Origin of the sequence: Bacteroides sp. 214 (assembly GCF_010501015.1) — a bacterium.
GTDB lineage: Bacteria > Bacteroidota > Bacteroidia > Bacteroidales > Bacteroidaceae > Bacteroides.
This window is the reverse complement of sequence record NZ_QVML01000001.1, coordinates 246,279-267,686: the sequence shown is the minus strand read 5'-3', so window position 1 is coordinate 267,686 and position 21,408 is coordinate 246,279. Positions and strand designations below refer to the sequence as shown.

The 21,408-nt window shown below is 45.0% G+C and carries 9 protein-coding genes; 2 read left to right on the top strand and 7 right to left on the bottom strand.

Features of this window, described 5'->3' with window-relative positions; all coding sequences use genetic code 11:
* Window positions 1-310: 310 nt before the first annotated feature.
* Together D0T50_RS00955 and D0T50_RS00950 are read left to right on the top strand one after the other, a co-directional pair.
* Window positions 311-802 carry an HU family DNA-binding protein gene (locus tag D0T50_RS00955; RefSeq protein WP_163221040.1) on the top strand — a complete coding sequence of 164 codons (492 nt, stop codon included), beginning with the start codon at window positions 311-313 and terminating at the stop codon, window positions 800-802.
* A 137-nt stretch (window positions 803-939) separates the two neighbouring features.
* Window positions 940-2,628 (top strand): polysaccharide lyase, encoded by a 1,689-nt coding sequence (locus D0T50_RS00950; RefSeq protein WP_163221038.1) that lies wholly within the window; start codon window positions 940-942, stop codon window positions 2,626-2,628.
* Between the two features lie 489 nt (window positions 2,629-3,117).
* Here the strand turns inward: D0T50_RS00950 and D0T50_RS00945 are convergent, their stop codons facing one another.
* The 7 genes from D0T50_RS00945 to D0T50_RS00915 all read right to left on the bottom strand — a co-directional run bounded on the left by D0T50_RS00945 (window position 3,118) and on the right by D0T50_RS00915 (window position 21,291).
* Window positions 3,118-4,494: a glycoside hydrolase family 28 protein gene (locus D0T50_RS00945; RefSeq protein WP_163221036.1), complete on the bottom strand. Its 1,377-nt coding sequence runs from the start codon at window positions 4,492-4,494 to the stop codon at window positions 3,118-3,120.
* Between the two features lie 27 nt (window positions 4,495-4,521).
* Window positions 4,522-7,797: a DUF4450 domain-containing protein gene (locus D0T50_RS00940; protein ID WP_163221034.1), complete on the bottom strand. Its 3,276-nt coding sequence runs from the start codon at window positions 7,795-7,797 to the stop codon at window positions 4,522-4,524.
* Between the two features lies 1 nt (window position 7,798).
* Complete coding sequence (locus tag D0T50_RS00935) at window positions 7,799-10,636, bottom strand: glycoside hydrolase family 2 TIM barrel-domain containing protein (protein WP_163221032.1); 2,838 nt, start codon at window positions 10,634-10,636, stop codon at window positions 7,799-7,801.
* Window positions 10,637-10,851: 215 nt separating this feature from the next.
* Complete coding sequence (locus tag D0T50_RS00930) at window positions 10,852-12,351, bottom strand: hypothetical protein (RefSeq protein ID WP_163221030.1); 1,500 nt, start codon at window positions 12,349-12,351, stop codon at window positions 10,852-10,854.
* 190 nt (window positions 12,352-12,541) lie between these two features.
* Complete coding sequence (locus D0T50_RS00925; protein WP_163221028.1) at window positions 12,542-15,535, bottom strand: sugar-binding domain-containing protein; 2,994 nt, start codon at window positions 15,533-15,535, stop codon at window positions 12,542-12,544.
* A gap of 100 nt (window positions 15,536-15,635) precedes the next feature.
* Entirely contained in the window at window positions 15,636-17,954 is a 2,319-nt protein-coding gene (locus D0T50_RS00920; protein WP_163221026.1) for a RagB/SusD family nutrient uptake outer membrane protein, read from the bottom strand.
* 22 nt (window positions 17,955-17,976) lie between these two features.
* Entirely contained in the window at window positions 17,977-21,291 is a 3,315-nt protein-coding gene (locus D0T50_RS00915) for a SusC/RagA family TonB-linked outer membrane protein (protein ID WP_370520849.1), read from the bottom strand.
* Window positions 21,292-21,408 lie beyond the last annotated feature (117 nt).

Genomic DNA, 21,408 nt, shown 5'->3' with positions numbered 1-21,408 from the left:
AGGTATGGAAGTAGTTAACTACAATAAAAGAAAGCTGCCTACAGATATGTAATAGTTCGATTTAAGACATGATTCTCATTGCTGAATTATAGAAGAAACTACAAAAATGCGCACTTTCAAGATGTAGATAAATGTGAATTTCCAAGAAATAAATTATTAATAATGTTTAATTCTAAAAAGTAACAAATGATGAAAACATAGAAAACAAATTGAAAACAAAACAACCAAATACAGCAACTGTATTAGGTGCATGGATTTAAACAAAAAGGGAATAAGACACCCTATAGTATTAACCAAAAAAAATTAAGATATGGGAATACCCGTAGAACGCGTTTTACGCAACCAAAGAATCGGAGACAAAAGCACTCCGGAGCTTTATTACTTGAAACCTGTGGCAAAAAGCCACAAAGTGTATGATATTAAGAAACTGGCTCGCCGAATAGAGCGAACCGGTGCATTAAGTGCCGAAGATGTTATACACGTGTTGGGAGCCTTAGTCGTAGAATTGAAAGAGACTCTAATAGAAGGCAATAGAGTGCATATAGATGGATTGGGAACTTTCTATCTGAGTTTTAACTGCATCGGAACAGAAAAAGAAAAGGATTGTACGGTGCGCAACATTAAAAAAGTGAATATCCGCTTTAAGGCTGATACGTCATTGCGTCTGTTTAACGACAGTAACGCAACCACACGTGGTGGAGATAACAATGTAGAATTCTATATTCAAGGAACTACAACAACATCAAGCTCTACTGGCGAAGACAATGGTAATGACGATGAATTTGTAGACCCTACAACGTAGGTGTATAGTTAGATTTCAGAGAGGGCGTGTCAAACAAAAAAATGACACGCCCTCTCTTTATTAGACTCCCCACCCCTCCTATTACAAAAACCACCTTCGCCCGTCCTTATATAAAATAAACCAATACCCATTATTTTATGAATTACATGAAAAAGATTGTGGCTGTTTTGGGATGCGCAGCCCTCTGTATTCCTTTGTTTGCACAGTATCCTGTTATTCCTGAAGATGTAAAAGCCGAAGGCGCCCGAAGGGATGCCGAAATTGGGCGTAAATCCAAGCAGGCTTGGGAGAAAGCCTTGCCAATTGTTATGGAAGAGGCAGAAAAAGGTCGTCCATATAGACCGTGGGCTGCTAAACCCGAAGATCTGCTCAAAGCGGATATCCCTGCTTTCCCCGGTGCCGAGGGTGGTGGTATGTACACTGCAGGCGGACGAGGTGGAAAGGTAATTGTTGTTACTTCTCTTGCCGATGAAGGTCCCGGTACGCTTCGTGAAGCATGCGAAACAGGTGGTGCCCGTATTATCGTGTTTAATGTAGCAGGTATTATTCAGTTGAAAAGCCCAATCAATGTTCGTGCCCCTTATGTTACCATTGCCGGACAAACAGCACCGGGTGATGGTGTGTGTGTTACAGGCGAAAGTTTCCTGATTGATACGCACGATGTGATTGTTCGTCATATGCGTTTTCGTCGTGGAGCGCACGATGTGAATCGTCGTGATGACGCATTGGGTGGCAACGGAGTTGGAAATATTATGATTGACCACGTTTCGGCAAGCTGGGGATTGGACGAGAATATGTCTATGTACCGCCACGTATATAATCGTCAGAAAGACGGATATGGCATGAAGCTGCCTACGGTAAACATCACGATTCAGAATTCTGCTTTCACCGAGGCATTGGATTGTTACAACCATGCTTTTGGCGCAACCATCGGCGGACACAACAGTATGTTTGCCCGCAATCTTTTCGCTTCTAACATAAGCCGTAACTCTTCTATAGGTATGGATGGCGATTTTAACTTTGTCAACAACATCACGTTCAACTGGTGGAACCGTTCGGTAGATGGTGGAGACGACAAGAGCTTCTTCAATATCATCAATAATTATTTCAAGCCGGGACCTGTTACTCCGAAAGACAAACCAATTGCTCACCGTATATTGAAACCGGAATCCAGTCGCGACAAGAGTAAACCCGATAGTTTTGGTAAAGCCTATGTAAATGGTAACATCACCGAAGGTTATCCGCATGTAACCAAAAACAACTGGGATGGTGGAGTGCAAATCTACGATATGCCCAATGCCGGCAAATTCGAGAGCCAGATTCGTGTAAACGAAGCTATGCCAATGGCGCATGTAACCATTATGAGCGCCAAAGAAGCCTATAAATTTGTATTAAACAATGTAGGAGCCACTTTCCCAAAACGCGACGCGGTAGATGAACGCATTGTGAAAACAGTAAGAACTGGTAAACCTTTCTATGTAGACAATGCGGCAGACTATGAGTTTGATCCGAAGTATGTAAAAAGAAGACTCCCTGCCGATTCATACAAACAAGGTATCATTACCGATATTCGTCAGGTAGGTGGATTGCCCGAATACAATGGAACCCCGTATGTAGATACTGATGGAGATGGTATGCCTGATGCTTGGGAAAAGAAATATGGTCTGAACCCGAACGACCCTTCGGATGCCACGCAAGATTGCAATGGTGATGGTTATACCAACATCGAAAAGTACATCAATGGTATTGACCCGACCAAGAAAGTAGATTGGAAAAATCTGAAGAACAACTACGATACACTGGCAAAGCGTAAAAGTTTGTTCTAAGAGGTTTTGTAAAGCATTTCTTTTGGCTAAAGCCAAAGCAAGAACAACTACTTTATCCGTCGGTTAAAACCGACGGCAATTGATGGAACACAAAAAATGTTAGGCACTTTGTGAGGCTGTTAGGCATTTTGTGAGGCAAGCTATGAAGTTGTGAGGCATCTTGTGAGGCAGACCGTTAGGCAAATTGTAAAGTTGTGAGGCATCTTGTGAGGCATAACTACTACCTCATAAAGTTTGTTAGGCGCTTTGTGAGCCACAGAATATTTTGTTAGGCATCTTGTTAGGCAAACTGTGAAGTTGTTAGGCACTTTGTGAGGCATATGAAGCTTATCAATAACCAGTTTAGCATCAATTGCCGGCTGCTTCAGCTGCCGGATTTGTAAAACATTTCCTATCTTGGCTTTAGCCAAAACCTGTTATTATTAACAAAAACAAACCCCGAAAGTTTTCATCTAACTTTCGGGGTTTCCATTTATTCCTAGTTCTGTTTTACTCATTCCACTGAGCCTTCTTAGGAGCTTCTTCCTTAGCTTGCGCTTTCTCTCCTTTGAATACAGTTCCATTTATCTTCATATTTTTCAATACCAACCCTTTGAACATTTCTGTGCCACGTGCCGAGATACGTTCGGCTTGTACATCCATGTTCTCGAAGGTAAAGTCGGATAGTTGGTATTGGTCTGAATCAATCACATCAAAAGCAGTTTTACACTCCAGCTTCACATTGCGGAATACAATATCATTCGCTTTGGAGAGACGCATACCGTTTTCTCCTTTCAGGTCGAAGAACTGTGTCCAAGGTTTGGTGTCGAGCATACTGCTGGCATTCCCTGTTATATCTTCGAGCAGAATATATTCGTAGTGCTGCGGGGTATCAGGACGCATCTTCAATTGGAACATACGCTTTGCCGAGTCTACTGTTACTCTACGGAAGATAATGTTGCGGTTGTGAATAGCTTCGCTACCACAAGTGAGCGCACTATGACAGAAACCATATGTACAATCTTCGATAATGATATTGTAGTTGCCACCATTGCTGGGGTCTTTGTCGGCTTGTGGACCTTTACCACCCTTCAGGGCTACCGCGTCGTCGTTTACCGACATGTAGCAGTTCTTTATAAGAATATTGCTGCACACATCCAAGTCTACTGCGTCGGTGCTGGGTGCCTTTACCGGTTTCTCGGGCGAGGTGATACGAAGTCCCAAGAGCTTCACATACTCGCATTTATAAAGATGAGTCGTCCAGAAAGGAGAATTCTTCAGGTGTACGTCTTGTAGCTGTATGTTCTTACTGTTAGAGATATACACCAAACGGGGGCGCATTTCGTCCATATTCGTACATTTGGAATTGAACTGACGACGCAACCAGAAAGCACGCCAATAGCGCAACCCATTTCCATCTATCGTTCCTTTACCCGATATAGTGAATCCATCTACACCATCGGCATTAACCAATGCGGCGAAGTACTTCAAGGTTTGTCCTTCCATACGAGTCATTACCAGTGGGAAGTTTGCTATATCATCGCTACCTTTCAAAACACCACCTGCCTCTACATGCAGATGTGTACCTTGCTTGAAGAAGAGTGAACCACTTTGATACGTGCCTTGTGGAACAACCACAACACCCCCACCCGCTTGATACGCTTGGTCGATAACGGCTTGTATCTTCTCGGTTTGTAGAATTGTACTATCATTGACCACACCAAAGTCGGTAATTCGATATTGCTTACCCAGCTTACTGATGTCTGTTTTCTCAATCTCTCTAAACCAATCGGGAACAGGAGTTCCGTCGGGGAATAGTTCTTTGGCAGAAGTTGCCATACTTGCTATACAAGCAAAAAGCAGCATGTAAATTTTCAATCGTTTCATGGTTGTATTGTTTATTTATTACTATTGTTATCGTTGCAAGGTTACCCCCATCAATCCCACTACCACATCATTGGCAATTGTTTCGAGTTCGAGGTAGTCCAACTCTTTGTCGGGGTTTAGTTTCATGTCGAGCAAAACACCCGCGCCACCATCAATGGCACGACCATACACTCCTTTAATACCCAAATCCTTTTCAAGATCGTTGCTTACCAAACCACTCTTCAGGTGCACACGGTACGGACGAGGTGCATTCAGGCGGAAAGAAATATTATCCACAAAGAAGTCTTGTTCAATAGGGCACCAATTATCAGGAGGGGTCAGTTCCAACAGACCCGAAGAGCCGTCTTTGTAGTACACAGTTACCGTAGCATTTACCATGTGGCATTGCATATGATTAGTACTTCCTGCCATCATCAGGTAAGCTCTTGTTGCTTTCCCTTTCAAAGGCACTTGCAATTTATCAGGATAATTATCCCAAAGAGAAGTGTAGGCTATGTTGTTACCACTTGCCGGTGAGCGGAAAGCTACACCCAACCGGGTATCAAACAGTCCCTTTTTAAGAGAAGCACGTAGTCCGCTATCGTCAATTTCTGCCGTCATTTTAGGATGGCACCACTCCCCAATTCCTTGGATAGGCAGTTGCAATGTGGTATAGGGCGAGCGCGGTGTGAGATATTCGTTGCGGAAGATATCTGTTACCGAGGAGTTGAAAAGATTATCCATATTCACTTGCGCGCACTTCTTTGTTACTACATTGACAAAAGCGGGCGTCTGAGGATTCTCTTCTTTTTTTACTTCAACATCCACGGGTTGCCACCACGTCATATCATCTTGTTGTACTTGAACAAACAAAGTGCGATGCCCGGCTTCTCCTTCTACTTTTAAGAAGAGGGCTGTTTGATCGGTGTTTATACTTACTCCTTTAAGAATGCGTTGCGGATCGTAAACGGTTCTAAACGAGCCATTGAGTGGTACACGTACAGGGTCGTTGTTCCCATATTCTTTTACTGCGGAAACAGTTTTCTGTACAATGGGTGTTCCTCCCCACTCTATTCGGATATCTGCTTCGGTGGCTTGGGTAAGTATTTCTAGCGATGGACAACCTATCGATTTCTCAATTAACTTCCAATCGGCAGCTTCTCCGTTTACAGTTACATGGGCTATTTTACTCATGCGGGCGTGTACCTGCAAAGATAATTCCAGTGCTTGGGGCAAGCGTTGCTCCACCCTGTAAATGTCGGTATTACCTTCTTGTTTATAGTTCAAGGTTATATCGGGCGTTTGCAGTGCGGCATGTTCCCATGCGGCAGGAAATCCGGGACGAACCACCAAACGTCCGTTAAGAGCATCGGGATTTATACCAAACAATCCTTGTATATACAATCGTGAGGCAACACCTACGGGGTCGCCAAAGTCGCGGTAACACTCTCCACGCGCGGCATCATAGAAAGATACCTGCCCGAAGTTTCCGGGACTTCCACCCAGATACATACCATCCAGCGCAGAGCTTTTCAACAACAAGAAGCCTTCTTCGTTGCGTCCTGCCTGAAAATAGGCCAATGCCGTGTGCATTACTTCGGCAAAGGCTACGTTGTTAATGCTCCATGAGTAAGGCAACCAATTGGTAGTAGCTATGGTTTTGTATCCCTCATACAGCAATCCGTCGGCTTTTACCTCAAAGTGAGGTATCTCGGTATCTACGTAGCGGGTAGCCTGATAGGCTTGAAAAGGATCGGCTACATCGCTGTCTATGGCATGATAAATGCTCCAAACAGCCGCATTGGGATGCAAACGTTTGTGTCCCATGAAGTCTTGGAACTCTGCCCAGTGTCCTCTCTCGGGCATCCACAGGTGTTGATTTAGGGCAGCGAGTATCTTTTCAGCTTCTTTTTGATAGGGTGTAGGGTCTTCGCCAATCTTCTGAGCTATTTGGGCAGCCAGTTTGTTGGCTCGGTAGTTATATGCCGAGGAGTGTGTTACTGCTCCCGAGTTATAATAGAGTGCGTCACTTGCCCAGATACAGGCATAGGCATCATACAGTCCATCATCATTGGGGTCGTAGTTTCGTTTTTCCCAAGCAAGATGACGGGTAAGTGTAGGCCACATCTGACGCATATACTCCACATCGCCCGTCCAGTTGAAGTGCCAAAGTAGCTCGTCTATATAGCACAGGTTCATATCGTAGTGGTGCATCTGGTCGTTGCGATTGGGGTTGCGACAGATGTACCCGTTGCTATATTGTGGTGTGCCCCACTCTTTGATAGAACGCGCAAGGTTCATATCTGGGTCTTGTGCCGGATGAGGTATAGTGTTGGGAACTTCTGTTACCTGACTGGCAGCATACGCATCGAAGTGTTTCTTCGCTCTGTCGTGCCACCCCAAGAAGTTGCCCGTATAGGCAGCACGCCAACCGCTAAGGGGCATACGCCAGCCAACAGCGCCATGTAGCCATACTTCGCCATCCCAAATACCATCGGCAGCCACAGCAAGCGCGCCACCTATGGGGTTGATGTAAGGGTCGGGAGTAGAGAACTTAATACGTCCGGCAAGCGCGGCACGGGTTGCTTCGGTCTTTTCGAACAGCTCTTTTTCGTAATTTATTCCATACATAGGGTATTCCAAATCAACACCCCGAAGCATTAAATAGTCAACAAAATATTCGCCATCTATCGTCCACCCGCGACTTCTTATATAAGAGTGCTCATCGGGTTTATCAAAGCTATCTTCTGGGTCTACCCCCATATCTCCGTTTCGGTTTAGTCGGGGGGCTTTTATCTTTGCTTGGGAGGCTATAAGCTCTGCCCCTTTGGGCATATTGCGGGCTTCTATTTTCCAGATGGCTCCTTCTTCTTCATAGAGTGCCAGTGCGGTAATCTCTATTTCACCTTTGCCCCAGAGTGGGTCGGTTAGTTTGTAGCTTCGTTTCCCTGCCGTATAACGAGATTCGCAAAACAGTACTTCTTCAAGGAGCACCATTCCATGACCAGGGATGGTTAACCGGAAGCTGATGTTCTGACTACCATTCTTTTGATAGGCTGCAAATATAGGGCGGTCGCTCGTCTCCAAACGGTAAGCCGTATGTCCACCATACAGTGCCCGGTTGTAGCGCTTATCGCCGTTTACTATTACAAAATCCTCACCAACGGGTGAATAACGTAACACACGTGGCGATAAGTGTTTTGCCTCATTTAGGGAGGCAATGGAAGAAGCGGGTTGTGCTATCCCAAAAACACTAACCGCACCTAGTAGCGCGGTTAGTGTTCCTTTTCTAAACATTCTTTTTACCTGAAATTCTTTCCTCATATCAATTTTTTTCTGTCATTGCTCTAAAGTCAAACCAAAGATCCATTTTCACCCCTTCGTCTCCTTTCTTTATACGAATGTTAGAGGGTTGGCTTTTGGGTCCTTGTTGTTCTATCGGTTTGAAGCATCTCATACCCGGTATTTCGAACAGGAAGGAGATGTCTCCTTCGGGGAACTCCGGATTAGCGCTCCAATTTGTTTTGTTGTCCGTAGGCTCGGCTGGTGTAAAGACGCGCATATACACTCCGTCGCTGGCACTGTGCACGGTAAAGGACGACTCGCTGGTGTTCAACGTGCTCCAATACATATTGCCATGATATCCTTTGAACTCGGGATACACGAGGTTCTCATAATCGGCTCCTGTAATGGTGTTGTTGTACGCTTTGTTCCACACACCATAGTTTGCCCCGCGAATACGGTTGCGCCATACACGGTAAGGGCCACGACCAAACCACTCCATACCCGTTACCTTTTCTTCGGGATACGAAAATGAGAAGCCAAAGTTAGTAATTTTATCTTCAAAAACCGCTTCGTCGAAACCTTGACCGCCACTTCCTCTATTCAGTGTAACGGCATGCATATTCAGCAATCCTGCCGGGGTCATCTCCCAGCGGATAGAATCGATACCTCCCAGATAGTAGGCTGTAAACACGGCATTGTTTCCTTCCTGACGGAATTTGGCTTCCTTGAAACGTGCTTTCATACCTACAGGGATAGGTCCGTTATTGAATGACACTTCGCCATGAGCGTTCTTTACGAACTTCAGCAATCCGGTGGTAACGTCGAATGTAGCCAATACATCTTGTGCCGTTAGGCTCACTTCGTTATCCTTCTTATTAACAACTGCTTTGCCTGTTTGGTTCGTTTTGGCTATTTGTTGTTCGGTATATGCCGCTGCATAGTGTATGGGCCACGTCCATGTACATATTTCTTTGTTGTGTCTGTCCCACGCGGTTATCTCCAATACATCGCCTTCGAAGAAGTTGGCAGGAAGTTGCATACGAGCTTTGCCTACTTCGTGTGGGTCTATGGCAGGCAGGGCAACTACTCCTGTGGCTATTACGTTGGATGTTTCTCCTTTTGCCAAAGGCGAAGGAGCTGTTATCACTTTGTACTCCATGCGACAACTATTTAGGTTGGAGAACAAGTAGTCGTTGCGCACCAAGAACTCTCCGTTAAAAGAGGGTGTGATGTAGAGCTGATTGAACTGAATAGGTGCCCACACATCGCGAACGGTGTAGTAGCTTCCCTCTTTCTCGCGGTACGGTCCTACAATTCCATCTGTTCCGTTAGAGCCGTCTGAATCGAGTTTTCCGTTATCGGAGCGTTTCACAGCATTGTCCGAGAAGTCCCACATGAAACCTCCCGCAAAGAGCGGATGAGCCGTATATCGCGCCCAGAAATCTTCCAAGCCTGCTCCATGTCCCTGATCGTACATACCATGCTGAAACTCGGCAGGCATAAATACCTTATAGCCGTTTGTAAAGCGTGCCACTCCTGTGAGGTAGGTTGGGTAGTGGTGTGTATCCAAATTATCGAAATCGGCCCAAGCATGAATAACGTGACGTTTTTGTGGGTCGTACTCTCTGAACAATGAGTCGAGATCGTAGTTGAACCCACCTTCGTTACCATTACTCCAAAGAATAACGGAGGGTGAGTTTACATCACGGGCAACGAGTGACTTCACCAGCTTGGAGCCAACCGGGGTATTGTAGGCATTTTGCCAGCCTGCCAGTTCGGGCATCATAAAGATACCGAGTGAGTCGCACACCTCCATAAAATGTTTATCGGGTGCATAGTGCGTACGCACAGCATTGATATTCATCTCCTTAATCATCAACGCATCATCAATGCTTATTTGTTTATTGGTGGTGCGTCCTCCGTCGGGGTGGAATGAGTGGCGATTGATACCTTTGAGTACCACTTTGGTTCCGTTTACATAGATTCCGTCTTTTACGCGAAACTCCACCGTACGGAATCCTATACGTTCTTTGTATACATGCACCGGGTTGTTATCTTTAGAGAGAGTTAGTTCGAGGGTATAGAGATTAGGAGTTTCGGTATTCCACAATTGTACGTCATTCCATTGGAAGCGTGCGGAGTGTTGTGTGCCGTTTGTCAGGGCTATGGGTTGTGGTTGGTTAGCGGGTGTGTTTGTTGCTGTGAGCGGTACTAAGTTTGCCGATAGTGTATATCCGGCTTCGAGTTGTGAGGTAAATATATCGGCATAGAGCGATCCGTCTGCCCGTGCATCTACGGCTATTCTTTCTATGTTGGCAAGTGGTTTTGCTTCGAGGTAAACGGGGCGATAGATTCCTCCGAATATCCACCAGTCGGCTTTACGTTCGGCGGCATTCACGTGTCTGTCGCTCGATTCCTTGCTAACTCTTACCTCCAGTTCGTTCTTTCCTGTTTTTATTTTGTTGGTAATGTTGTAAGAGAAACGGTTGAAACCACCCTGATGAATCTCTCCGGCAGCTTGTCCGTTTACAATTACTTCGGTATCGGTCATTACACCTTCGAAGATAATGGTTACCTGTTTCTCTTTCCAATTTGACGGAATAGTAAATGTAGTGCGGTAAATACCGGTTTCTACCGGTGGCTTGGCACCTTTGATGGTGTACCAACGTCCGTAACTGTAGTCGCCAAAGCCTTGTTGTTCCCATTGTGAGGGTACTTCAATCTTGGACCATTTTTTACTATTCATGCCATCGCTTACGTAGAACTTCCACGTTTTGGTATCTCCCAATCCTTTGCCCGAAAGGTAAAGGGTTTCGGTGGTTTGCGCAGCTACCGACAAAGAGAAGATTAATGTAATTAGTAATGATAATTTTTTCATTGTATATTTATTTTTCCTATTTTATCACATTTTCACCACAGAGTAACACAGAGTTACACGAAGGGCTATTATCCATGCGGCATCGTAACTAAAAACTCCGCGTAACTCTGTGTTACTCTGTGGTGAAACATTGATGCAAAAATAAACAAAACCGTACTGTACGGAACTGTAATTTCGTACAGATATATCGGTTTCTGTACAGAATAGCACTATTTTCATCGCCTCGTACTGCTCCCACTACTTCCACTACGGCTACTGCTGCTACTGCTACGCTGTTGTTCTTCACGCTGACGGTTTTCGGCATTGCGACGCTCTGATGCTTGACGTTCCTGTGCTTCACGCTTCTGTATTTCTTCTTTCCTTCTGCGTTCTTCTCCTTCACGACGTTCACGGTCTTCACGATCACGACGTTCCTGTGCCTCACGCTTCTGTGCTTCTTCTTTCTTTCTGCGTTCTTCACTTTCACGACGTTCACGGTCTTCACGATCACGACGTTCTTGTGCCTCGCGCTTCTGTATTTCTTCTTTCTTTCTGCGTTCTTCTCCTTCGCGACGTTCACGGTCTTCGCGGTCACGACGTTCTTGTGCTTCACGCTTCTGTATTTCTTCTTTCTTTCTGCGTTCTTCTCCTTCGCGACGTTCACGGTCTTCACGGTCACGACGTTCCTGTGCTTCACGCTTCTGTGCCTCTTCTTTCTTTCTGCCTTCTTCTCCTTCACGACGTTCACGGTCTTCACGGTCACGACGTTCCTGTGCCTCGCGCTTCTGTGCCTCTTCTTTCTTTCTGCGTTCTTCTCCTTCACGGCGTTCACGGTCTTCGCGGTCACGACGTTCCTGTGCTTCACGCTTCTGTATTTCTTCTTTCTTTCTGCGTTCTTCTCCTTCGCGGCGTTCACGGTCTTCACGATCACGACGTTCCTGTGCCTCACGCTTCTGTATTTCTTCTTTCTTTCTGCGTTCTTCACTTTCGCGACGATCACGGTCTTCGCGGTCACGACGTTCCTGTGCTTCACGCTTCTGTATTTCTTCTTTCTTTCTGCGTTCTTCTCCTTCGCGACGATCACGGTCTTCACGGTCACGACGATGCGTGGGCTTTTCCTCTGGTTTTTCCTCCGGCTTATTGGGGTGATCAGGTTTGGATGGATGGTCTGGTTTGGATGGATGATGAGGACGATGAGGTTTGGCTGGTGTAGCAGGATGATAAGGTCGGTGAGGACGATAAGGACGGTAGGGTTTGGTTGGTGTATATATATCCCAAGAATAATCAATGTACGAGTATTCCTGATAATAATTATCTGTATAATAGTTATCTACATAATACTCATCCACATAGTATTCATCTACATAATCGGTATACACAGGAGTATTAAGGTTCCATTCTTCTTCGTTCAACAAGCTTACAGGTTCATCGTTTCTTTGCAGCCACAGTCGAGGTTCTTCATCCGGCAAAGAGAGCAGTTCTTTGTCGGACAGGGATGGTTGGATCTCTTCCTCTTGCCTTGGGGTGCTCTGTTCTTTGCGTAGTAGTGGCACATAACTTTTTTCAATGCTATCGCTGTTTGCAACAAGAGGCTTCTCGGTCTCCTTTACAGTTTCGGCTTTTTCCTCCGTGTACTCCTTCTTTATATTTACAGCTTCTTTCTTAACGCTGTTCTCGCAACCTTGTTGTAAGAACAATATGCACATGGCGCATACAAATAAACTTACCCGTTTCATAATCGTATTTTTATAGTGTTATCTTGTGCCAATAAAATTATGAACAGGAAACCCCTCTTAAAAGAAGATTTCCCTAATTGTTGACAGGGTATTCCCTAAATTGGTTAGCATAGAAAAAAGCATCCGGAATGTTATCACTAACACTCCGGATGCACCTGTACCTACTAAAAACTTTTTGTTAAACTAATATTTATAAATGTTCAATGAACTCTATTTCTACAATCCGCAGCTCGTTGCGTGAGTTTTCGGATCCCGGCACCCTGAACAAATCCAGTTCATTGGCAACAGGTTGCGCTACCTCTATGATTTGTCCGAAAGCATCTTGTTCGGTAGTGCTTCCTTTCAGGCGAAGGGTCATATTGTCTGTCGTTACCGGTTTTTCCAATTGGATATAAACGTACCCAAGACTCTTCTCGGTGTTACCACTCCAGACCAGCTCGTTGTTGGCATATACTTCAATCGGATAGCTACGCGAACGCCAGCCGGTAAGTTTAAGGGTGATTTCATCTATTTTCGACTTCTTCTCAAACTGATAGGTAATCCAAGCGGTATTGAGGCGACCGTCATTCCGCCACTCGCTAAGCTCGTTATCATCGAAACTATTGACTGCCGCGTTTTGATTCACACCGGCAATAGCGGAACGAATAGCGACATCACGTTTAGTATCTTTGTACGAAGGAGTGGAGGGAGTTTCACCTCTGGTCAACCACCCCCTCAGGGTGGCTTGCGGCAAGTAATCACTCAATCCTCCTGTAACCTCAACAGGAAGCGTTTGCAGGGTTATTGTTGCAGGAGCAACTCCTTCTGCCTCGGCTCTGACCACAACCGTTCCGGCTTTGGTAGTACTACGGATGAGTGCCCGGTTGATGCCACACTCTACCGGCAGATGGGTGCTAAGGATATAATTATTCTCGCCCTGTGCGATACCACCACGCCATTCGGATTCTCCTTCTATGGAGAATGTTACAGTTCTATTGTCGAGTGGATGGCGATTGCCCAAGGCATCTACTACTTCTATCTGAAGAAGCGCCATGTCGGCACCGTCGGCACGAAAGCCTTCGGGGTTTTGCAAAGCTGTAAGCTTCAGGGCAGCAGGCTCTCCTGTTGTGCAGAGTTCGCAACGACTCAGCTCTTCTCCGGCAGCATTGTAGCTTACGGCTTCGAGCTTACCCGCTTTGAAAGCTACCCCTTCGAAGGTAAAGAGGAAATTAGAACTACGTGCTCCTTTTCCTATGGACTGTCCGTTGAGGAAAAGCTCTACCGATTCGCCATTGGATACTACGTAGACAGGCTTAACGGTGGTGTCGGCATAGTTCCAATGTCCTACTATGTGGGTTTGATAATTCTCGGTATCTACCCATCCGTTCCACATCACCTGATGCGCATAGAAGGCATCCTTTGGAATACGCATAGCATCAGTAACGCCACTACGACGATAGTTTTCGGCACCACGATAGTGTGTATTGGAGTCGGAAAAGATGATTTTCGTACCACCCGAACTCACACGAAGCCCTGTTCCCGGACGTACGCGCCAGTAATCGTACCACCGGTTCACCAGTTCCATCACAAATGTATCTTGGTTGCGGTTGTAAACACTGGCATCCGCACGTTTTTTGATTTCGTTGGTCATGGCAGATTTGTACGTATCAGGTCCATCGCCATTTTTGTGATACGGATAGCTAAAGTCATCCCAGTATTTGCGCAACGCTTCGTCCCGGCAATATTCCGTTGCCCACATAGGATGGTGCTTACTCTTATTTATGTACAACATCTCTCCTCCCCACTCTGCTTCGCGAATGTCGAGCATCTCGCGCGAGCCAATGGCTCGTCCACCATGCGGATCGTACTTATCGCGCAGAGCTTTCATCTCGAGCATATGTTCGCGGCTGATGGATTCGTTACCGCTCTCGTAGAAGATGATGCTGGGATTGTTGCGATTGTAAATAATCGCGTCGCGCATGAGTTCCATGCGTTGCTGCCATTGGCGACCCTCACTATCTTTCTCTGCATCGCCGGCAGGCATGGCTTGAATAAGCCCTACACGGTCGCACGACTCTACGTCTTGTTTCCAAGGCGTTACATGCATCCAACGCACAAGGTTGGCGTTGCTCTCTACCATGAGTCCGTTCGAGTAGTCGCTTAGCCAGGCAGGAACCGATAGTCCTACGGCAGGCCATTCGTTGCTGGTACGTTGCGCGTATCCTTTCATTTGCAACACCCGGTCGTTCAGCCAAATCTTTCCTTCCTCAAAACGTGTCTTTCGGAATCCTGTACGGGTAATTACCTCATCGAAGACTCTTCCTTTCGCATCTTTCAGTGTTGTTTTTACCCGGTATAGATAACCGTATCCCCAGCTCCAGAAATTCAATCCATCCACTGTTGAAGCTGCCTGTACATTCTTTGTCTCTCCCGGATTTAGAGTAATCTCTGCCCCTTCGAATCGCTTCAGCTGCTTGCCGTCTGCGTCAATCAGCGTAACTTCGTAATGGAAGGTACGCGATTTGCTAGCATCGTTCTTTACTTGCGACTCGACATGAATGACCGCCTTGCGATTAGCGATGTTGATATCGGAGGCATAGATATACACACCTGTTGTTTTGAGGTTGCTATAAAGCGGAAGCGTTTGATACACTTCGTCTGTTACATGCAGAAATACATTTTTAGGTATTCCACCATAGTTTGCGTTGAAGTTTTGGTCGTTCCACTGAAAATGGCTACCTGTAGCTTTCTCCTGATATTTCCAGTCGTTATCAATGCGTATGGCAAGTACATTCTTTCCTTTTTTGAGGTAAGGAGTCAGGTCAAATCCCACAGCCATTACCCCATTCTCATGAAGCCCCAAGTAGTGTCCGTTCAGGTAGAACTCTCCTGCCATGCGAACTCCTTCGAACTCTACAAACACCTTTTTGCCTTTCAATCCGTCCAGTTTGAACTCTTTACGATACCACATCACAGTGTCGGTATGGAGATCTATTGCTATTTTGAATGCTTCGTCTTCGTTGAAGGCATGAGGTAAGGTTACTTGCTTCCACGCCGTGTCATCAAAATTAATATCCTTAGCAGCGGGATAATCTCCCAGACATAGCCGCCATTCACTGTTGAAATTATATTTCCGGCGCTCTATACTGTAACTGTTAAGACACGATAAGGCAAATAGTATAAGAAGAATATATGTACGCTTCATGCTATTGGGATGTTTATTCTTTTTTTAGAGGAGTAAAATACAGAGGCTTTCACGTTTGTGTAGTACAAACGTGATAAGCACTCTGCATTCTACAAATTTATCAATAACCGTAATTTTGGTATGCTTTTTTGCTATCTGCATCCAGCAAGGTGTTATTCTCATCGGTTAGCAAGTCGAGCAATGACTGTCTGAACGGCTTCAGTGTATAAGCCGGTTTGAATCCACCGAGTCCATTACCTGTAGGGCCTGTGCCACCAACCAAGTTATCTGCCGAATCCCAAAGACCTTTCTCGGAAGAACCCAGTTGGTCGTGGAAACGTACGCGGTCGTATTGCCATCCCGAGTGATGCAACCATTCGTAGTAGATAAACTCACTATTCATTTCGCGCGCTACTTCATTCAAGATAAAGTTTACGAAATAATCGGCAGTAGACGAAGCCGTAGCCGGGTACTTCTCAGCCTTGGCATTAGCTGATGATCCATCAAAGTAAGTTGCGTCAATTTTCATCGCAGTACTCATGTCGTCTTGTACTTCGTAAGGCCACGACCTTTCGACTGTCGGCAAGTTCTCGGCACCGGGATATAAGCGAGCAATAACCTCATTACGTGTTTCGCCAGTTTTGTAAGCTGCGCGTACACGTACCGCATTGATGTCTTGAATAGCATTTGAATAGTTACCTTTATAGCCATAAGCTGCCGCACGAATAAGATATGTTTCGGCAATACGGAACAAAGGCACATCGCGAGAAGAGTAGTATGAATCGTAAGCGTTTCTGTTGGGATCAATATACTTGGTGGTTGCAGGTGTACTTGCCGATACCAATTTATCCAAACCATTGTATGTTCCCGAATCGTAGGTATACGAGCTACCATTTGATTTCAACGGAACGCGGTAGTAGTATTTGTCGCCATCTTTAATCCAACGGGCACGTATCACAAATGGTTGAGCCAACGCCTCTTCTATCGTAATAGCTGTTGCTTTGGTGTTTTCTATGAAAGCGAAAGCAATATCGCCCGATCCCATTTTATGTTCACCGGCTACAGCTTTACGTCCTCCCCAAGAAGCACGATCGTAACCAGCCCAAACATTTTCATTAAAGTAATTCGCCATATCGGCAGTCCATGTGTAGGTAGCGTTCTTGCTATTGTTGTATGCATGGTAATCTACATCGGGAGCAGGAACAGAAGATACGGTTCCACCACGTAGCGCTGTTTTATACTCAATACCGAAGGATTTCTGAAAACGAGAATCGGCATGTTTGTTGGTATAGATGTCGAACCCAAAGTCGTTTGACAAAGCTACGGTACTGTTTGCGTTTCCTGCATTCTCCCATGTTCTATCAGGAATACCCCAAGAAGCACTTGTGTAGACAGGAGACATAAAAGCATTCAGACGATTACCATAGCGACCATTGTTGCCACTATTGGCAGGCATACCATAAACACAAGCCAGGATTATTTCGCGACTCTCTTCGTTGGAGTAGTCATCCATCGGATGAGCAAAGATCTTACCATAGTCGGTTTCGAGCTTATAGTAACCATCTTGCGCAATAACATAATTGGCAAAGTGCAGACAGGAGTCCAAGTCGGTACTTACATCACCTTTATAAAGCATACCCAAGTAAGACTTTTCGTTGGTATTGTCAATACTACCATCAGCATTACGTCCGTAAGCTGCTGTTCCATATTGGGTAGATTGTGCGCGTTGCAGATATAACTTAGCGAGGAAGTGAGCTGCCGCGCCTTTGGTTATACGTCCGAAGTTACTGCTTCCCAATTCTGCAGCCGTAGAAAGATGATTGAAAGCATAACGCAAATCGCCAATTATCTGTTTATAGAGATTTTCGGATGTTTCGCGTTTGTAGGCGTAATTACTTGGTAAAGATTGTGTGTATTGCAAAGGTACATATACATCACCCAAGAGTGTGTTCATCATATAGATGGAGTATGCACGATTGAATAATGCTTCCGATTTGCGCATTTGTGCATAAGTGGCATCCGAAGCAAATTTGCCTTGCGCTTTTCCATCGTCAATGGATTGTATTACACGGTTGGCGTCATTGATACAAGGATAGTAACCCAATAACTGGCTACTGGTCAACTCTCCGCAGAGTGCGTTTGTATAGTTTGCTTCGTTACCGGTGGAGTTCCATACCGAACCCGAATACATACCATACGTAGCCGTACGACAGGTCATATTATCTACTCCTGTAAGAAGGGCGAACGGGCCTTGATTATATTGTTTGGTAACACGCAGTGTACTGTAGGTACCAACGATTAACTGCTCCAGCCCTATTTCTGTTTCAAAGTAGTCTTGTGTAATGGTTGCTACCATCTTCTCGTTCAAGAAGTCATCTCCGCAAGAGGTAAAAAGGGTTGCGGCAATCATAGATGCTACTATATATTTTTTCATTTTCATATTAATCTCTAATTAAGCATTATTAAAATCCAACTCTTACTCCAACCACGTAGCTACGTTGCAGCACAGTGTTGTTGGTTTGACCACCAATGTAGTTGGTGGCGTTAGTCTTTGTTGTCCAACCAGTTGTATCATCAGGGTTGATACCCGATTTAACTAACTCTCCACCAAATACGAATGGATTCAGTACTTGTCCGTACACCTGCAAACTGCCTACGCCCATCTTCTTCAACAGTTGTTCGGGGAAGCTATAAGAGAGAGCAATGTTACGAACGGCAACCATGTTTCCTTTTGTGTAGTTCATATAATCGTTATAGCTAGTGTGAGTAACACCACCCGAACGAGGTTGTGGGAACTTACCACCAGGATTGTCTTCGCTCCAAACATTGGACTCTATACGACGACCGTAAGTTTGTAACAACCCGTAGTACAGATTGCCCATACGAGCATAGATAAATGAACTTAACTCCCAGTTTTTATAAGTGAACGTAGTAGTGAACCCACCAATCCATTTGGGTTGGAATGATCCTAAGAACTTGTTATCATCCGAGTTGATGGTACCGTAACCATTGTCCATATAAGTAACTTCTTCCGTGCGTGAGTTTCCGGCAGCATCGGTATAGGTAATTGTTTTGGTAGCAGATCCCGGAGTACCGGCTGATACTTCAACCAGATCCTGATCTACAAGCTTAGCTTGTCCCGGAAGCATGGTGGTGTTGGAGATAGCTTTGTAAAGAGCCAATGACCTGAGGTCTTCGTCTGTGTTCTGCCACAATCTGTCGTATTTGTATGTCCAAACTTCGTCAATCGGTTTACCGATGAACCATCCGTTACTTGTGTCATCTACTTTACCGTTTGCCAATTCTACGATAGATTCTTTGTTTTTAGAGAAGGTGAATTCTGTTTTCCAAGTGAAATCTTTTGTCTTGATATTGGTAGTAGAGAGGGTTATTTCAATACCCTTATTACGTGTTTTACCAATATTGGTGGTGATGTTGGTATAACCTGTCATCAGTGGTAGCGATTTAGACATTAACAAATCCGACGTATTGGCTACGTAGTACTCAATGCTACCATTGATACGGTTGTTCAGGAAGCCAAAGTCTACACCGATATTGGTAGAAGCAGTCTTTTCCCAACCTAAATCTTTGTTCGGAAGTACAGATGCTTTAGCTCCGGTAGTGATTGCTGTGATGTCTCCCACACCAAAGAACTGAGCTGCACCCGAAGTAGTCATAGAGCCCGAAGTGGTATATGCGCCGATAGAAGCATTACCTGTAACACCATAACCCACACGAAGTTTCAATTGGTTTATCCACTCAATGCCACTCATAAAGTCTTCTTCATTCATCTTCCACGCAATGGCTGTAGAAGGGAAGAAATCCCATTTGTTTCCTTCTGCCAACACAGAAGCACCATCGTAACGACCGGTAACAGTAAGCAAATATCTATCCATCAATGAATAATTGATACGAGCCATGTACGAAGCACGAAGTTGCTTTGAGAAAGAAGAACCGATACCAGCCTTAGTAGTATCAGAGTTTCCTACGCTATACCATAAAGCTGTAGGGAATGTACAGTTGTATGCGCGTACATTTAAGCCTTCGGTGCGGTAATACTCAGCAGACTGCATCAATGTAGCACTAACTGTATGTATCTTATTGAAAGTTTTGTCTGCATAAAGTAAGTTTTCCAACGTCCAAGCAGTACGAATGGAGTGATTGTTGTAAGCTGTATTAGGAGCATACGCAGAGTGAGCAATAGGATTAGAGAAATCATTGCCATAGTAGCTACCCAAACGAGAGTTACGGTATTGTGCACCAAGGTTCGTACGCCACTTCAGCCAAGGTAGTATCTTTGCTTCCAGATAAGAACTGAACATCAAACCATAGTTACGGGTTTCGTGTGTGGCTTGGTCAATGTCTAACATTGGGTTATACTTGGAAGGACCATCGGTTACGTTGAGTGGAACACCATTTTCGTCGTATGCAGGTGCATAAGGCATTTTAGAGATGGCATATCCGTAAGAGTCTTTGTACGTAGTATTCGAAGTATTGCTGATAATACCATAATCTTGTTTAGATGTATTGGCATTCATACCCATACCTACTTTCAACCATTTTGTTGCTTGAATTTCTCCGTTGATATTGGCAGTGAAACGTTGGTAATACTGGTCGAACATAGGTGATTCCTGATTCAAATAGCCCATAGAGATGTAGAGCTTTGAGTTCTCGCTTCCGGCAGATATAGAAATCTGATGGTTGTGAGTAACACCTGTACGGGTTACATAGTCTGTCCAAGGGGTGGTTGGAATGTTTCTGGAATTGTACACCGGTACTTGATCGGCGTAGCCCAATACATTCTTTTCGTGTTCGGTTGCCGCGCGCATTTTGTATGAGCCGTCAGCATTATACTCCCATGCTTTCTGGAAATATTGGTTCAAATAAGGATAGTTTGAAACTCCCCCAAAGAGTAGGTTACCGTCGATATTCGGATCGGGAGCATTACCGTAACTACCAGTATAAGCACCTGTATTGATGTATGCTTGACGATTCCAATCAATGAGTTCGCCCGAGTCCATCCAGTCTGTCAGGGAGTGAATATCAGTAAAAGTTACCGTTCCATCGTAATTGATGGTGGTTTTGCCTGTCTTGCCTTTCTTACTGGTTATAAGTACCACACCATTAGCACCACGAGAACCGTAAATAGCTGTAGCAGAAGCATCTTTTAAGATTTCCATAGATTCGATATCATTGGGGTTGATGTCGCCCACCGAACCCGCTGTCATCGGAATACCGTCAATTACATAAAGTGGGTCGTTGGTAGCATTGATTGAACGATTACCACGAATACGTACATTGCCAAGCTCACCCGGACGGGTATTGGTAGTGATGTGTACACCGGGAGCTTTTCCTTGCAATGCTTGCAGAGCGTTCTGAACGGGGCGTTCCTTAATTGTCTTGTCGGTAATACGTGTCAAGGCACCTGTTACGTCGCTCTTCTTCACAGTACCATAGCCAATTACCACTACTTCGTCCAGCACTTGTGTATCTTCTTTTAATTCGATACGAAGTGCTTTTCCGGTAGTAGCTTTTACTTCTGTAGGAAGATAACCCAAGTAGCTTATCTGAAGCGTAGCACCTTCGGGCACATTAGAGAGAGTAAAGTTACCATCCAGATTGGTAATAACACCGTTGGTGGTTCCCTTCACTACAACAGAAGCACCGATGACAGCTTCGCCCGTAGCATCGACAACAGTACCGGTTACTGTGGAGGTTTGTTGTGTGGCATGTGTGGAGGTACTGTTAGCTGTTGCTAAAAGTGGACTCCCAGCCATGAAGCCAAAACAAAGCAATGCAACTGCAAGCAGTTTGCTTCGGTTCATTTTCAAAGAATTAGATTCCATCATTTTGATAAATGTGTTTATTAATACAATATTAGTTTTGTTTGCACC

Excerpts from the sequence above, each read along its gene's own strand:
- D0T50_RS00925 (WP_163221028.1), bottom strand. The coding sequence starts at position 15,535 with ATGAAGCGTACATATATTCTTCTTATACTATTTGCCTTATCGTGTCTT.
- D0T50_RS00930 (WP_163221030.1), bottom strand. The coding sequence starts at position 12,351 with ATGAAACGGGTAAGTTTATTTGTATGCGCCATGTGCATATTGTTCTTA.
- D0T50_RS00945 (WP_163221036.1), bottom strand. The coding sequence starts at position 4,494 with ATGAAACGATTGAAAATTTACATGCTGCTTTTTGCTTGTATAGCAAGT.
- D0T50_RS00935 (WP_163221032.1), bottom strand. The coding sequence starts at position 10,636 with ATGAAAAAATTATCATTACTAATTACATTAATCTTCTCTTTGTCGGTA.
- D0T50_RS00950 (WP_163221038.1), top strand. The coding sequence starts at position 940 with ATGAATTACATGAAAAAGATTGTGGCTGTTTTGGGATGCGCAGCCCTC.
- D0T50_RS00915 (WP_370520849.1), bottom strand. The coding sequence starts at position 21,291 with ATGGCTGGGAGTCCACTTTTAGCAACAGCTAACAGTACCTCCACACAT.
- D0T50_RS00955 (WP_163221040.1), top strand. The coding sequence starts at position 311 with ATGGGAATACCCGTAGAACGCGTTTTACGCAACCAAAGAATCGGAGAC.
- D0T50_RS00920 (WP_163221026.1), bottom strand. The coding sequence starts at position 17,954 with ATGAAAATGAAAAAATATATAGTAGCATCTATGATTGCCGCAACCCTT.
- D0T50_RS00940 (WP_163221034.1), bottom strand. The coding sequence starts at position 7,797 with ATGAGGAAAGAATTTCAGGTAAAAAGAATGTTTAGAAAAGGAACACTA.